We start from the raw sequence: 15354 nt of genomic DNA, 5'->3' as shown, positions 1-15354 counted from the left end.
AACCGTCGTGATCGCCGCTGTCAGTGTGGTCTTGCCGTGGTCAACGTGGCCGATCGTGCCGACGTTCACGTGCGGTTTGGTACGTTCAAATTTGCTCTTTGCCATGATAATTTTCTCCGACTAGTCTTTGATTATTTTTTGCTGTTCATCACTGCTTCAGCGACGTTCTTGGGCGCTTCGGCATAATGCTTGAATTCCATCGTGTATGTCGCTCGCCCCTGAGTCGCGGAACGCAGCGCAGTGGAATAACCGAACATCTCTGCCAGAGGCACTTCCGCCTTGACCGCCTTGCCGCCGCCAGCCATGTCATCCATGCCCTGCACCATGCCGCGACGGGAGGACAGATCACCCATCACCGTACCCGTATAGTCTTCCGGCGTTTCCACCTCGACCGACATCATCGGCTCCAGCAGCACCGGATTAGCCTTGCGCATACCGTCCTTGAAGGCCATAGAAGCCGCCATCTTGAAGGCGTTCTCGTTGGAGTCGACGTCATGGTAGGAACCGTCGAACAAGGTGACTTTCACATCTTCGATCGGATAACCTGCGAGGACACCGTTCGGCAGCGTCTCGCGCAGCCCCTTCTCCACCGCGGGGATAAACTCACGCGGAACGGTACCGCCCTTGATCGCATCAACGAACTCGAAACCCTTGCCGATCTCGTTCGGCTCCATCTTGATCCACACGTGACCGTACTGACCACGACCACCGGTCTGCTTGGCGTACTTGCCTTCGACTTCAACCGATTTCTTGATCGCCTCACGATAAGCCACCTGGGGCGCACCCACGTTCGCCTCGACGCCGAACTCGCGCTTCATGCGGTCGACCAGGATCTCAAGGTGCAACTCACCCATACCGGACATGATCGTCTGACCGGACTCTTCATCGGTACGCACGCGGAAGGATGGGTCTTCAGCAGCCAGACGTCCCAGCGCAATACCCATCTTCTCCTGGTCGGCCTTGGTCTTCGGCTCGACGGCGACGTGAATCACCGGTTCCGGGAACACCATGCGCTCAAGGATGATCGGCTTGTTGACATCGCACAGGGACTCACCGGTCGTCACTTCCTTCAGGCCGATACAGGCAGCGATGTCGCCCGCTAGGATCTCATCCACCTCCTCACGGTTGTTCGCGTGCATCTGCACGATACGGCCGATACGCTCCTTCTTGCCGCGCACGGAGTTGTAGACAGTGTCACCCTTCTTCAGCACGCCCGAATACACACGCACGAAGGTCAGCTGTCCGACGAACGGGTCGGTCATCAACTTGAACGCCAGTGCGGAGAAGCTCTCCGCATCGTCAGCCTTGCGGGACAGCGGCTCACCTGCTTCCGACTCGCCAGTCACATCAGGGATATCCACCGGAGAAGGGAGCAACTGGATCACCGCATCCAGCATGCGCTGCACACCCTTGTTCTTGAAGGCGGAGCCGCACAGCATAGGCTGGATCTCGCAGGCAAGGGTGCGCGTACGCAGACCCAGCACGATCTCATCCTCCGTCAGATCGCCATTCTCCAGATAGTTGTTCATCAACTCTTCGGAGGCCTCGGCAGCGGACTCAACCATCTTGCTGCGCCATTCGGCAGCAACATCCACCAGATCGGCGGGAATGTCGCGATAGTCGAACTTCATACCCTGCGACGCCTCATCCCAGTAGATCGCGCGCATCTTGATGAGGTCCACCACGCCTTCGAATTTCTCTTCGGCACCGATCGGAACCACGATCGGCACAGGGCTCGCCCTCAAACGCGTACCCATCTGCTCGACCACTTTGAAGAAGTTGGCACCGGAACGGTCCATCTTGTTGACGAAGGCCAGACGCGGGACTTTGTATTTGTTGGCCTGACGCCAGACAGTCTCGGACTGCGGCTGCACACCACCCACCGCACAGTAGACCATGCACGCACCATCCAGCACACGCATGGAGCGCTCCACCTCGATGGTGAAGTCAACGTGCCCCGGCGTGTCGATGATATTGAAACGATGCTCGGGGAACTGGTTCTCCATACCCTTCCAGAAGCAGGTCGTGGCTGCGGAAGTGATGGTGATACCCCGCTCCTGCTCCTGCTCCATCCAGTCCATCGTGGCCGCACCGTCGTGCACCTCACCGATCTTGTGACTCACGCCCGTATAGAACAGGATGCGCTCGGTGGTTGTAGTTTTGCCCGCATCGATGTGTGCGCTGATGCCGATGTTGCGATAACGGCTAATAGGTGTTTTACGTGCCACGATGATTACCTGACTATATTCGTTTGATTAGAAACGGAAATGCGAGAATGCCTTGTTGGCATCCGCCATACGATGCACTTCTTCGCGCTTCTTGACTGCGCCTCCACGACCTTCGGAAGCATCGATCAACTCACCAGCCAGACGCAGATCCATGGACTTCTCGCCGCGCTTGCGCGCAAAATCCTTCAACCAGCGCATCGCCAGTGCGACACGACGGGAAGGACGCACCTCGACCGGAACCTGGTAGTTCGCACCACCCACGCGACGGCTCTTCACTTCCACCTGAGGCTTGGCATTGTTCAGCGCCATATTGAACACCTCGATCGGATCCTTGCCGCTCTTCTTGCCGACCTGCTCCAGTGCGCCGTACAGGATGCGCTCAGCCACCGACTTCTTGCCGGCAGTCATCAGCACGTTAACGAACTTGGACAGATCCTGATTACCGAACTTTGGATCCGGCAGGATTTCGCGTTTGGGGACTTCTCTACGTCTTGGCATTTCGATACCTCAGATAACTTGTTTAATTAAGCCTTCTTCGGGCGCTTGGCGCCGTACTTGGAACGGGACTGCTTGCGATCCTTCACACCTGCCGTATCCAGGCTGCCGCGCACCATGTGGTAACGCACACCCGGCAAGTCCTTCACACGACCGCCGCGCAGCAGGACGACACTGTGCTCTTGCAGGTTGTGACCTTCACCGCCGATGTAGGAGATGACTTCGAAGCCGTTGACCAGGCGAACCTTTGCCACCTTACGCAAGGCGGAGTTCGGTTTTTTCGGAGTCGTTGTGTATACGCGTGTGCAAACGCCGCGCTTTTGCGGGCTGCCGGCAAGCGCAGGCACCTTGCTCTTGACGATTTCCGTTGTCCGGGGCTTGCGCACTAACTGGTTGATGGTTGGCATTGTTTATCTTCGCTTCCTGAATACTTTTGGTTATTAAATCGACACTTACCTAATAATACTGAGCCGCAGGACAGGGCACATGCCCCACACAACAGATTCGCGCGGACCAAAAAGACCGCGCATTCTATTGATGGAACACCCGCCTGTCAAGGAAACTACACCCCTTCCTGAGCTTCGGTGCTGCTTTCCAGTGCTTCCAGACCCGCACCTTCTGCGATATCCAGACCGAGACGCTGCTTGCGGCGGGTGTTGTGATAGGCCAGACCCGTACCTGCCGGGATCAAGCGACCCACGATCACATTCTCCTTCAAGCCTCGCAGTTCGTCCTTCTTGCCCATGATGGCCGCCTCGGTCAGCACGCGCGTGGTTTCCTGGAACGAAGCCGCCGAGATGAAGGAGTCTGTCGACAACGAGGCCTTGGTGATACCCAGCAGCATGTAGCTGTAGCTGGCCGGCTGCTTGCCCAGCGCTGTCACACGCTCGTTCTCGTTCAGCAGCTCTGCGCGCTCTACTTGCTCGTTGAGGATGAAGTTGGTATCGCCAGCATCGACGATCTGCACGCGGCGCAGCATCTGACGCACGATCACCTCGATGTGCTTGTCGTTGATCTTCACGCCCTGCAGACGGTACACGTCCTGCACTTCGTCGGTGATGTAACGCGCCAGCGCCTCGATACCCAGCAAACGCAGGATATCGTGCGGATCGGCCGGGCCGTCCACGATCATTTCGCCCTGGTTCACCACCTGACCGTCGTGCACCAGCACATGCTTCTCCTTCGGAATCAGGAACTCGTGGGCCACACCGTCCGTATCGGTGATGACCAGTCGCTGCTTGCCCTTGGTTTCCTTGCCGAACGATGCGGTACCGGTGACTTCGGCCAGCATGCCCGCATCCTTCGGCGAACGCGCCTCGAACAGCTCGGCCACGCGTGGCAGACCGCCAGTGATGTCGCGCGTCTTGGAAGACTCTTGCGGGATACGCGCCAGCACATCGCCCACACCCACATGCTGTCCGTCTTCCACCGTGATGATGGAGCCGATCTGGAACGCGACCGAGATCGGGGTATCGGTACCGGCGATCTTGATCTCGTTACCGTTATCGTCCAGCAAACGCACCAGAGGGCGACCGCCCTTGGTCGAAGTCGAACGCTTGGGATCGATAACAACCAGCGTCGACAAGCCGGTTACTTCGTCGATCTGCTTGGCGACGGTAGAGCCTTCTTCCACGTTCTCGAAGCGCACCTGACCGGCGTACTCGGTGATCACCGGACGGGTGTGCGGATCCCAGCTTGCCAGCACGACGCCGGCTTTCAGGGTCTCGCCTTCGCGTGCAGCCAGATTGGCACCGTATGGCACCTTGTGGCGCTCGCGCTCGCGTCCATGCTCGTCGGTCACCATCACTTCGCCCGAGCGCGCCACCACCACCAGACCACCGTTGGCAGTGGTCACGGTACGCATGTTCGGACTGTATTTGATGATACCGCTGGCCTTGCTCTCGACTTGGCTGGCCACCACGGTACGTGATGCCGCGCCACCGATGTGGAAGGTACGCATGGTCAGCTGGGTGCCCGGCTCGCCGATGGACTGCGCCGCGATCACACCGACCGCCTCGCCCACGTTGATCAAACCGCCACGACCCAGATCACGGCCGTAGCACTTCGCGCACAGACCATAGCGTGTGTCACAGGTCAGCGGTGTGCGCACGCGCACCTCGTCGATGCCCAGGATCTCGATCTGCTCGACCATGTCCTCGTCCAGCAAGGTGCCTGTCTCGAACAGCGTCGCACCGTTCTCCGGATTGACCACATCGGCGGCCACCACGCGACCGAGGATGCGCTCGCGCAAGGCCTCGATCACTTCACCGCCCTCGACCAGCGCCTTCATGGAACGGCCGTTCTCGGTACCGCAATCCTCCTCGATCACCACCAGGTCCTGTGTCACGTCCACCAGACGACGCGTCAGGTAACCGGAGTTCGCGGTCTTCAACGCGGTGTCGGCCAGACCCTTGCGGGCACCGTGCGTCGAGATGAAGTACTGCAGCATGTTCAGGCCTTCGCGGAAGTTCGCGGTGATCGGCGTCTCGATGATGGAGCCGTCCGGCTTCGCCATCAGACCGCGCATACCCGACAACTGACGGATCTGCGCGGCGGAACCACGGGCACCGGAATCGGCCATCATGTAGATGGAGTTGAACGACTCCTGCGTCACCACATTGCCCTTCTTGTCGGTGATCGCTTCGCCGGTGGCACGGTCCAGCACAGGTTCGACACCCAGCTGGTCCATCATCGCCTTGGCGACCTGGTCACCGGTGCGGCCCCAGATATCCACCACTTTGTTGTAACGCTCGCCCTGTGTCACCAGACCGGAGGTGTACTGGGTATGGATCTCGTGCACTTCCTTCTCGGCGGCGCTGATCAGCGCGTTCTTCTGCTGCGGCACGAGCATGTCGTCCACGCAGATGGAGATACCGGCGCGGGTCGCGTAGGCGAAACCGGTATACATCAGCTGGTCGGCCATGATCACCGTGTCGCGCAGACCGCAACGGCGGAAACTGGCGTTGATCAGGCGAGATATCTCTTTCTTCTTCAGCGCCTTGTTGACATAGCTGAACGGCAGGTTGGCCGGCAGCAACTCGGACAGGATAGCGCGGCCGACTGTGGTTTCGTAACGTGTGTACTTGTCCTCTTTCGCACCCGCCTCGTTGGTCACCACTTCCTTGATGCGTACTTGCACCTTGGCCTGCAGGTCGATGTTTCCGGAACGATAGGCACGCAGCACTTCGGAGACATCGGAAAGTATCGCGCCTTCACCCAGCGCGCCGACCTTCTCACGCGTCATGTAGTACAGACCCAGCACGATATCCTGCGACGGAACGATGATGGGCTCGCCGTTGGCGGGCGACAGCACGTTGTTGGAGGCCAGCATCAATGTGCGCGCTTCCATCTGCGCTTCCAGCGACAGCGGCACGTGCACGGCCATCTGGTCACCGTCGAAGTCCGCGTTGAATGCGGTACAGACCAAAGGATGCAGCTGGATCGCCTTACCCTCGATCAGGATGGGCTCGAACGCCTGGATACCCAGACGGTGCAGCGTCGGTGCGCGGTTCAGCATCACCGGATGCTCGCGGATGACTTCTTCCAGGATGTCCCACACGATAGGCTCTTCGGCCTCGACCATGCGCTTGCCGGCCTTGATGGTGGTGGCCAGACCCATCTTCTCCAGACGCTCGAAGATGAACGGCTTGAACAGTTCCAGCGCCATCTTCTTGGGCAGACCGCACTGGTGCAGCTTGAGCTGCGGGCCCACCACGATCACGGAACGTCCGGAGTAGTCCACGCGCTTGCCCAGCAGGTTCTGGCGGAAACGACCGCCCTTGCCCTTGATCATGTCGGCCAGCGACTTCAGCGGACGCTTGTTGGCACCGGTCATCGCCTTGCCGCGGCGGCCGTTGTCCAGCAGCGAATCGACGGACTCTTGCAGCATGCGCTTCTCGTTGCGCACGATGATGTCCGGTGCCTTCAGTTCGAGCAGGCGGCGCAGACGGTTGTTACGGTTGATGACGCGGCGATACAGGTCGTTCAGGTCGGAGGTCGCGAAGCGGCCGCCGTCCAAAGGCACCAGCGGACGCAGCTCCGGCGGCAACACAGGCAGCACTTCCATCACCATCCATTCCGGCTTGATACCGGACTGCAGGAACGCCTCCAGCACCTTCAGGCGCTTGGCGTATTTCTTGATCTTGGTCTCGGAACCGGTCGCTTCCAGCTCGGCACGGATCTTCTCAACTTCAGCAGGAACATCCAGTGCACGCAACAGGGCACGGACACCTTCCGCCCCCATCACCGCCTGGAACTCGTCCCCGTATTCTTCGACCTTGGCGATATAGTCGTCCTCGGTCAGAAGCTGGCCGCGGTTCAGCGGTGTCATGCCTGGCTCGGTCACCACGAAGGCTTCGAAATACAGCACGCGCTCGATGTCGCGCAGCGTCATGTCCAGCACCATGCCCAGACGGGACGGCAGGGACTTCAGGAACCAGATGTGCGCGACCGGCGAAGCCAGCTCGATGTGGCCCATGCGCTCGCGGCGCACCTTGGACAATGTGACTTCCACGCCGCACTTCTCGCAGATCACGCCGCGATGCTTGAGGCGCTTGTACTTTCCGCACAGGCACTCGTAGTCCTTCACCGGGCCGAAGATCTTGGCGCAGAACAGACCATCGCGCTCCGGCTTGAAGGTACGGTAGTTGATGGTTTCCGGCTTCTTCACTTCTCCGTACGACCAGGAGCGGATCTTCTCGGGAGAGGCCAGACCGATCTTGATCGCGTCGAACTCTTCCTTTTGCGTGACTTGCTTGAACAGGTCCAAAATTGATTTCATGTGGTAGCTCCTTGTTTTCTTTTCGCAGCGGTCTTAGTGACGTTCCAGATCGATATCGATACCGAGGGAGCGGATCTCCTTGGTCAGCACGTTGAACGACTCGGGCATGCCCGCATCGATCTTGTGATCGCCCTTGACGATGTTCTCGTAGACCTTGGTACGGCCGTTCACGTCATCCGACTTCACGGTCAGCATCTCTTGCAGGATGTACGAGGCACCGTACGCTTCCAGTGCCCAGACTTCCATCTCACCGAAGCGCTGGCCACCGAACTGCGCCTTACCGCCCAAGGGCTGCTGCGTAACGAGCGAGTACGGACCAGTGGAACGCGCGTGCATCTTGTCGTCGACAAGGTGGTGCAGCTTCAGCACATGCATGTAGCCCACGGTGACCTTGCGGTCGAAGGCGTCGCCGGTGCGTCCGTCGTACAACTGGATCTGGCCGGACGGCGGCAGGTCTGCCAGTTCCAGCAGTTCCTTGATCTCCTCTTCGCTGGCACCGTCGAACACCGGCGTCGCGAACGGCACACCGGCACGCAGGTTGCGGCACAGTTCGACCACTTCGTCGTCGCTCAATGCCGCGACTTCGTCGGCCTGCTCGCCCTTGTAGATCTTGCCCAGGAACTTGCGCAGCTCGGCGACCTTGGCTTGCTGTTCCAGCATGCCGGCGATCTTCTTGCCCAGCCCCTTGGCGGCCCAGCCCAGATGCACTTCCAGCACCTGACCGATGTTCATACGCGACGGCACGCCCAGCGGGTTGAGCACGATGTCGACCGGTGTACCGTCTGCCATGTGCGGCATGTCTTCCACCGGCACGATGCGCGACACCACACCCTTGTTTCCGTGACGACCGGCCATCTTGTCGCCAGGCTGCAGGCGGCGCTTCACCGCCACATACACCTTGACCATCTTCTGCACGCCGGCTTGCAACTCGTCGCCCTGCGTCAGCTTCTTCTTCTTCAACTCGAACGCGGCGTCGAATTCGACGCGCTTCTGCGCCAGACCTTCCTTCATCTGTTCCATCTGCGACGCGACGGCTTCGTCCGCGACGCGGATGTCGAACCAGTGATGGTGCTCGACACTGCTCAGGTATTCCTTGTTCAGCTTGCTGCCCTTGGCCAGCTTCTTCGGACCGCCGTTGGCGACCTTGTTGTGCAGCAGCTTTTCCAGACGGGCGAACACGTCGGCTTCCACGATGCGCATCTGGTCGGCCAAGTCCTTCTTGTAGCGTGCCAACTGGTCGTCGATGATCTGCTGCGCACGCTTGTCACGCTGCAGGCCTTCACGTGTGAACACCTGCACGTCGATCACGGTGCCGGACATGCCGGCCTTCACGCGCAGGGAAGTGTCCTTCACGTCGGAAGCCTTCTCGCCGAAGATCGCGCGCAACAGCTTCTCTTCCGGCGTCAGCTGGGTCTCGCCCTTCGGCGTGACCTTTCCCACCAGCACGTCGCCCACGTTCACTTCTGCGCCGATGTGCACGATACCGGACTCGTCAAGTCGGCCCAGTTGTGCTTCGGACAGATTGGGGATGTCGCGGGTGATCTCTTCGGTCCCCAGCTTGGTGTCGCGCGCCATCACGGTCAGCTCTTCGATATGCACTGAGGTGAAGCGGTCTTCCGCCACCACGCGCTCGGAGATCATGATCGAGTCCTCGTAGTTGTAGCCGTTCCACGGCATGAACGCGATCATCATGTTCTGGCCGAGCGCCAGTTCACCCATGTCGGTCGAGGCACCGTCCGCCACCACGTCGCCGCGTGCGATCACATCGCCCACGCGCACCAGCGGACGCTGGTTGATGTTGGTGTTCTGGTTGGAACGGGTGTACTTGGTCAGGTTGTAGATGTCCACACCGACTTCGCCTGCTGTGGTCTCGTCGTCGTTGACGCGTACCACGATACGGCCGGAGTCCACGTAGTCCACACGGCCACCGCGCCATGCCTGTACCGCCGTGCCGGAGTCGACCGCCACGGTTCTTTCGATGCCGGTACCGACCAGCGCCTTCTCGGCACGCAGTACGGGGACGGCCTGGCGTTGCATGTTGGCACCCATCAAGGCGCGGTTCGCGTCGTCGTGTTCAAGGAACGGGATCAGCGAAGCCGCCACGGACACCACCTGCGCAGGTGCCACGTCCATGTACTCGATATTCTCAGGCTCAGCCAGCACGAACTCGTTGTGTTGACGGGCAGAGACGATGTCGTTGGTGAAGTGGCCCTTCTTGTCCAGCTCGGCATTCGCCTGAGCGATGGTGAACTTGCCTTCTTCGATCGCGGACAGGTAATCCACATCGTCCAATGCACGGCCCTTGGCCACCTTGCGGTACGGCGTCTCGATGAAGCCGTATTCGTTGGTGCGTGCATACAGCGCCAGCGAGTTGATCAGGCCGATGTTCGGACCTTCCGGTGTCTCGATCGGACACACGCGACCATAGTGGGTCGGATGCACGTCGCGCACTTCGAAACCTGCGCGCTCGCGCGTCAGACCACCGGGGCCCAGTGCGGAGATGCGACGCTTGTGCGTCACTTCCGCCAGCGGGTTGGTCTGATCCATGAACTGCGACAGTTGCGAGGAACCGAAGAACTCCTTCACCGCCGCCGAGATCGGCTTGGCGTTGATCAGGTCGTGCGGCATCAGGTTGTCGGCTTCCGCCTGGCCCAGACGCTCCTTCACTGCACGCTCGACACGTGCCAGACCGACACGGAACTGGTTCTCGGCCAGCTCGCCCACGGCTCGCACGCGGCGGTTACCCAGGTGATCGATGTCGTCGATCTCGCCGCGCCCGTTACGCAGTTCGACCAGGATCTTGACCACGTCCACGATATCCTCGTTGGACAGGGTGGCAGCACCGGTCAATTCTTCGCGACCGACACGACGGTTGAATTTCATGCGTCCGACGACGGACAGGTCGTAACGCTCTTCGCTGAAGAACAGGCCGTTGAACAGTCCTTCGACCGCGTCTTCGGTGGGCGGCTCGCCGGGACGCATCATGCGATAGATCGCGACACGCGCAGTCCACTGGTCGGTAGTCTCGTCTGTACGCAGTGTCTGCGAGATGTAGGCCCCCTGATCCAGTTCGTTGGTGTACAGCGTCTGGATCTTGCTCACACCTGCCTGGCTCAATGTCTCCAGCAGGTTCTCGGTGATCTCGTCGTTGGCATTGGCGATGATCTCGCCGCTGTCGGTATCCACCACGTTATGTGCCAGCACGCGGCCGATCAGGAAATCTGTGCCGACGAACAGCTTGTCGATGCCCGCTTCCTGCATCTCGCGGATATGGCGCACGGTGATGCGCTTGTCCTGCGCAACGATCAACTTGCCACCCTTGCCTTCGATGTCGAATCGCGCGATCTCGCCACGCAGACGCTCCGGCACCACTTCGAACTGGATGCCCTTCTTGCCGAAATGGAAGGTGTCGAACTGGAAGAACGTCGCGAGGATCTGCTCAGGCGTATAGCCCAGCGACTTCAGCAGGATGGTCACCGGCATCTTGCGGCGACGGTCGATACGGAAGTAGACGAAGTCCTTGGCATCGAACTCGAAGTCCAGCCAGGAACCGCGATAGGGGATCACGCGCGCGGAGAACAGCAATTTGCCGGAAGAATGGGTCTTGCCGCGGTCATGCTCGAAGAACACGCCGGGCGAACGGTGCAGCTGCGATACGATCACGCGCTCGGTACCGTTGATCACGAACGAACCCGTGTTGGTCATCAGCGGGATCTCGCCCATGTAGACCTCCTGCTCCTTCACTTCCTTCACGGTAGGCTTGGAAGCTTCCTTGTCCAGGATGGTCAGACGCACGCGTGCGCGCAAGGGGGAAGCATAGGTCAGACCGCGCTGCTGGCACTCGCGCACATCGAACGGCGGCATGCCCAACTGGTAGCTGACAAAGTCCAGACGCGCAAACTTGTTGTGGCTCTCGATCGGGAAGATGGAGTTGAATGCAGCCTGCAGGCCTTCGTTCTTGCGCGCTTCGGGAGCAGCCCATGCCTGCAGGAAGGCACTATACGACTCCAACTGGGTGGAAAGGAGGAAGGGCACCGGCAAAGCGCCTTTGCGTTTTGCAAAACTCTTACGTATGCGTTTTTTTTCGGTGAAAGAGTAGCTCATATAATCTCCACGACAGTTGGACAACTAGGTTTGCGAACTCGCGCCCGCTGGCGCAAGCCTGATGCAATATTCAAATATCCCCGGCATTCCCTGGGACACTTGAAGACAGGGGGTAAAGAGCGGATACACTCCCTAGCCGCTGGCTCCAAGCCATACCTTTCTGTTCCGTTTTCAGAAGCGGCAAAAGGCTGACGGCAGAACCGTCAGCCTTTCACACAACGCAATGCTTACTTGACTTCAGCAGTTGCGCCAGCTTCGATCAGCTGTTTGGCGATCGCATCCGCGTCCGCCTTGCTGATGCCTTCCTTCAGCACCTTCGGAGCGCCGTCGACCAGATCCTTGGCTTCCTTCAGGCCCAGACCTGTGATGGTGCGCACCACCTTGATCACGTTGACCTTGGACTCGCCAGCGGATGCCAGAGTCACGGTGAACTCGGTCTGCTCGGCAGCAGCAGCACCGCCGGCAGCAGCACCGCCACCGGCAGCAGGAGCAGCCATCGCAGCTGCGGACACGCCGAACTTCTCTTCAACAGCCTTCACCAGCTCGTTCAGTTCCAGCACGGACATGCCGTCCAGCGCTGCCAAAAATGCGTCTTTATCAAATGCCATTTTGTTCTTCCTAATTTGAGTGATTGATTAATTAAGCAGCAGCGCCGGCCTTCTTCTCGGACAGGGCCTTCAGTACGATAGCCATGCTCGTGATCGGCGACTTCATGACGCCCAACAACTGCGCCAACAGCACTTCCTTGCTCGGTACGCTTGCCAGTGCAGCGACTTCTGCAGCCGTCATGACTTTGCCGTTGTAGGCGCCGCCCTTGATGACCAGCTTGTCGTTCGTCCTGGCGAATTCGTGCACAACCTTCGCTGCGGCAACGGCATCAGCGCTGATGCTGTAAACCAGAGGACCAACCAGTGTATCGGCCAGACCTTCGAAGGGAGTGCCCTGTACTGCGCGACGCACCAGTGTGTTCTTCAACACGTGGAAATACACCCCGTTCTTGCGTGCGTTGGCACGCAATGTGGTGATCTCGGAGACTGGAATGCCGCGGTACTCAGCCACGACGATGGTCTGTGCCTGCGCCACTTGTGCGCTGACTTCTGCGACCACTGCCTGCTTTTCTTGCAGATTAAGAGCCAAAGTCTTTCTCCATCTTGTTTCGGGTAAACCCGGGTTAACGACCGCGTCCTCAAGTCAGGAGAATCAAACAAGCACTCCTGCTCGCGGGCACACCATCTACGTGGGTTGACGAGACTTCCGTCGATTAAGCCTGGGGCTGACTGCGCCTTCGGCACCTACGGTCTTTGATGCTGCCAGCCACGCCAGCAGTCCAAAGAACAAATGACACCGGGGTCGCCCCCGGCATCAAATTCAAAACACTTAAGCTACCAGGCTAGCCTGTTCGACGCGGATACCGACACCCATGGTGCTGGAGATCGCGACCTTCTTCAGGTAGACACCCTTGGAAGAAGCGGGCTTGGCCTTGTTCAATGCATCGATCAGGGCCAGCATGTTCTCCTTCAGCGCTTCAGGCGCGAAGGATGCACGACCAATGGTGCACTGCACGATACCGTTCTTGTCGGTACGGTATTGCACTTGACCTGCCTTGGCGTTCTTCACTGCGCCAGCGACGTCAGGTGTCACGGTACCGACCTTGGGGTTCGGCATCAGACCGCGCGGACCGAGGATCTGGCCCAGCTGACCGACGATACGCATCGCGTCCGGAGAAGCGATCACCACGTCGAAATCCATCTTGCCGCCCTTGATGCTTTCAGCCAGATCGTCGAAGCCGACGATGTCTGCGCCGGCTGCCTTGGCTTCTTCAGCCTTCGCGCCTTGTGCGAACACAGCCACGCGCATGGTCTTGCCAGTACCCTTGGGCAACACGACGGAACCACGCACCAACTGATCGGATTTCTTGGCGTCGATGCCGAGATTCACCGCGACATCGATGGACTCATCGAACTTGGCCTTGGCAGTCTCTTTGACCAGCTTCAGCGCCTCATCGATCGCGTACAGCTTGTTGCGATCGACTTGAGCGGCGAGCGCCTTGTAACGCTTGGAAACATTAGCCATGATTATTTCACCCCTTCCACAGTGATGCCCATGCTGCGCGCGCTACCGGCGATGGTGCGCACGGCCGCGTCCAGATCAGCCGCCGTCAGGTCAGGCTGCTTGGTCTTGGCGATATCTTCAGCCTGCTTGCGGGTCAGGTTGCCAACCTTGTCGGTATGCGGTGTCTTACTGCCCTTTTGCACACCGGCTGCCTTCTTGATGAGGATGGTCGCCGGAGGTGTCTTCATCACGAAGGTGAAACTCTTGTCCGCATAAGCGGTGATCACGCACGGGATCGGCAGGCCTGGCTCGACACCCTGTGTCTGCGCGTTGAACGCCTTGCAGAATTCCATGATGTTCAGGCCGCGCTGACCCAGTGCAGGGCCGATCGGGGGACTGGGATTGGCCTTACCGGCCGGGACTTGCAGCTTGATATAGCCGACAATCTTCTTTGCCATTTTGATGCTCCTAAAAGTGGGTTATGCGCATGCCGCAACCGCTCCGACACGCTCCCCGTTTGCAATGCCGGAACGCTCCGGCGCTCAACCTCAGGCTTTTTCGACTTGCCCGAAATTCAGTTCGACCGGCGTGGACCGGCCAAAGATAGTGACTGCGACACGCAGTTTGCTCTTGTCGTAATTGACGTCCTCCACCATGCCATTGAAGTCCGCGAACGGACCTTCCTTGACACGCACCGACTCGCCGACCTCGAACAGCACCTTGGGACGCGGCTTTTCCACCCCTGCCTGCATCTGCTCCATGATGGTGTCGACTTCTTTTTGCGAGATCGGAGAGGGTTTCATGGCACTGCCGCCAAGGAATCCGGTCACCTTGGGCAGACTCTTCACCAGATGCCATGTGTCGTCGGTCATCTCCATCTCGACCAGCAGATAGCCCGGGAAGAACTTGCGCTCGCTGATGCTCTTCTGGCCGGACTTCAGTTCAACCACCTCTTCCACCGGGACCAGCACCTGGCCGAACATATCCTGCATGCCCGTGCGCTCGATGCGCTCCAGCAATGCACGCTGCACACTCTTCTCGAATTGCGAATAGGTGTGCACTACATACCAACGCTTGGCCATCAATCCCCCCGACCCATCAATTTGTTGACGATCATCAGCAGACTCGCATCCACCGCCCACAGGAACAGTGCCATGACGACAGCGAACAAGATCACTACGCCGGTTGTCTGCATAGTCTCCTTGCGCGTCGGCCACACCACGCGCTTGGCTTCGGCGACCGAGTCACCCGCGAAGCCGAAGAAACGCTTGCCCTGCGATGAGGTCCAGAAGACACCGGCCGCAGCCAATACGCCGAACAACACCGAGGCGACACGCAGCACTGCCGCAGCGTCACCCAATGCGTAAAAGCCGACCACCCCTGCTGCGATGAACAGGAAGGCGACCAGCAACTTGATTTTGTCAGCCATTTACGTCCGTTCTACTTTTTAACTGGCAGGCCAGGAGGGTCTCGAACCCCCAACCCTCGGTTTTGGAGACCGATACTCTACCAATTGAGCTACTGGCCTATTAAACCTACAAACGACAACGGCGGAGCGACTCGTCGCCCCGCCAGCATCGCAGCTATTACTCGATGATCTTCGCGACCACGCCGGCGCCGACGGTACGGCCACCTTCGCGGATCGCAAAACGCAGACCTTCTTCCATCGCGATCGGGTTGATCAGGTTGACCGTG

The 15354-nt window shown here is 59.4% G+C and carries 13 protein-coding genes and 1 tRNA gene; all 14 read right to left on the bottom strand.

The window, feature by feature from the left end; all coding sequences use genetic code 11:
- Positions 1-105, bottom strand: a 105-nt coding sequence (locus ACYPYQ_RS13335; protein ID WP_459724403.1) for a GTP-binding protein, incomplete at its 3' end; no start/stop codon positions are given.
- A gap of 26 nt (positions 106-131) precedes the next feature.
- Entirely contained in the window at positions 132-2228 is a 2097-nt protein-coding gene (gene fusA / locus ACYPYQ_RS13330) for an elongation factor G (protein WP_459724401.1), read from the bottom strand.
- Between the two features lie 27 nt (positions 2229-2255).
- Entirely contained in the window at positions 2256-2726 is a 471-nt protein-coding gene (gene rpsG / locus ACYPYQ_RS13325; RefSeq protein WP_459724400.1) for a 30S ribosomal protein S7, read from the bottom strand.
- Between the two features lie 26 nt (positions 2727-2752).
- Positions 2753-3130 (bottom strand): 30S ribosomal protein S12, encoded by a 378-nt coding sequence (gene rpsL, locus ACYPYQ_RS13320; protein ID WP_459724399.1) that lies wholly within the window; start codon positions 3128-3130, stop codon positions 2753-2755.
- Positions 3131-3285: 155 nt separating this feature from the next.
- Positions 3286-7503 carry a DNA-directed RNA polymerase subunit beta' gene (gene rpoC / locus ACYPYQ_RS13315; RefSeq protein WP_459724398.1) on the bottom strand — a complete coding sequence of 1406 codons (4218 nt, stop codon included), beginning with the start codon at positions 7501-7503 and terminating at the stop codon, positions 3286-3288.
- 33 nt (positions 7504-7536) lie between these two features.
- Positions 7537-11607 (bottom strand): DNA-directed RNA polymerase subunit beta, encoded by a 4071-nt coding sequence (gene rpoB / locus ACYPYQ_RS13310; protein ID WP_459724397.1) that lies wholly within the window; start codon positions 11605-11607, stop codon positions 7537-7539.
- Positions 11608-11834: 227 nt separating this feature from the next.
- Complete coding sequence (gene rplL / locus ACYPYQ_RS13305; RefSeq protein WP_459724396.1) at positions 11835-12215, bottom strand: 50S ribosomal protein L7/L12; 381 nt, start codon at positions 12213-12215, stop codon at positions 11835-11837.
- A 31-nt stretch (positions 12216-12246) separates the two neighbouring features.
- Entirely contained in the window at positions 12247-12744 is a 498-nt protein-coding gene (gene rplJ, locus ACYPYQ_RS13300) for a 50S ribosomal protein L10 (RefSeq protein WP_459724395.1), read from the bottom strand.
- A 240-nt stretch (positions 12745-12984) separates the two neighbouring features.
- The gene (gene rplA / locus ACYPYQ_RS13295) at positions 12985-13680 is read right to left on the bottom strand and encodes a 50S ribosomal protein L1 (protein ID WP_459724394.1); all 696 of its coding nucleotides are present in this window, start codon (positions 13678-13680) and stop codon (positions 12985-12987) included.
- Positions 13681-13682: 2 nt separating this feature from the next.
- Complete coding sequence (rplK, locus tag ACYPYQ_RS13290; RefSeq protein ID WP_459724393.1) at positions 13683-14117, bottom strand: 50S ribosomal protein L11; 435 nt, start codon at positions 14115-14117, stop codon at positions 13683-13685.
- A 90-nt stretch (positions 14118-14207) separates the two neighbouring features.
- Positions 14208-14741: a transcription termination/antitermination protein NusG gene (gene nusG, locus ACYPYQ_RS13285; RefSeq protein WP_459724392.1), complete on the bottom strand. Its 534-nt coding sequence runs from the start codon at positions 14739-14741 to the stop codon at positions 14208-14210.
- A complete protein-coding gene (gene secE / locus ACYPYQ_RS13280; protein ID WP_459724391.1) occupies positions 14741-15088 on the bottom strand; it encodes a preprotein translocase subunit SecE in 348 nt (115 codons plus the stop codon). Before secE ends, nusG begins: the two co-directional genes overlap by 1 nt.
- 23 nt (positions 15089-15111) lie before the next feature.
- Positions 15112-15187 (bottom strand) — tRNA-Trp (locus ACYPYQ_RS13275).
- 58 nt (positions 15188-15245) lie between these two features.
- A partial coding sequence (locus ACYPYQ_RS13270) for an EF-Tu C-terminal domain-related protein (protein ID WP_459721186.1) occupies positions 15246-15354 on the bottom strand: 109 nt, incomplete at its 5' end.

Source organism: Sideroxyarcus sp. TK5 (assembly GCF_054601595.1).
This window is presented reverse-complemented; position numbering and strand designations above follow the sequence as displayed.

What these genes read in the sequence shown, in the direction of transcription:
- rpsL (WP_459724399.1), bottom strand. Translation starts at nt 3,130, where the DNA reads ATGCCAACCATCAACCAGTTAGTGCGCAAGCCCCGGACAACGGAAATC.
- rpoC (WP_459724398.1), bottom strand. Translation starts at nt 7,503, where the DNA reads ATGAAATCAATTTTGGACCTGTTCAAGCAAGTCACGCAAAAGGAAGAG.
- rplL (WP_459724396.1), bottom strand. Translation starts at nt 12,215, where the DNA reads ATGGCATTTGATAAAGACGCATTTTTGGCAGCGCTGGACGGCATGTCC.
- nusG (WP_459724392.1), bottom strand. Translation starts at nt 14,741, where the DNA reads ATGGCCAAGCGTTGGTATGTAGTGCACACCTATTCGCAATTCGAGAAG.
- rplK (WP_459724393.1), bottom strand. Translation starts at nt 14,117, where the DNA reads ATGGCAAAGAAGATTGTCGGCTATATCAAGCTGCAAGTCCCGGCCGGT.
- rplA (WP_459724394.1), bottom strand. Translation starts at nt 13,680, where the DNA reads ATGGCTAATGTTTCCAAGCGTTACAAGGCGCTCGCCGCTCAAGTCGAT.
- rpoB (WP_459724397.1), bottom strand. Translation starts at nt 11,607, where the DNA reads ATGAGCTACTCTTTCACCGAAAAAAAACGCATACGTAAGAGTTTTGCA.
- rpsG (WP_459724400.1), bottom strand. Translation starts at nt 2,726, where the DNA reads ATGCCAAGACGTAGAGAAGTCCCCAAACGCGAAATCCTGCCGGATCCA.
- secE (WP_459724391.1), bottom strand. Translation starts at nt 15,088, where the DNA reads ATGGCTGACAAAATCAAGTTGCTGGTCGCCTTCCTGTTCATCGCAGCA.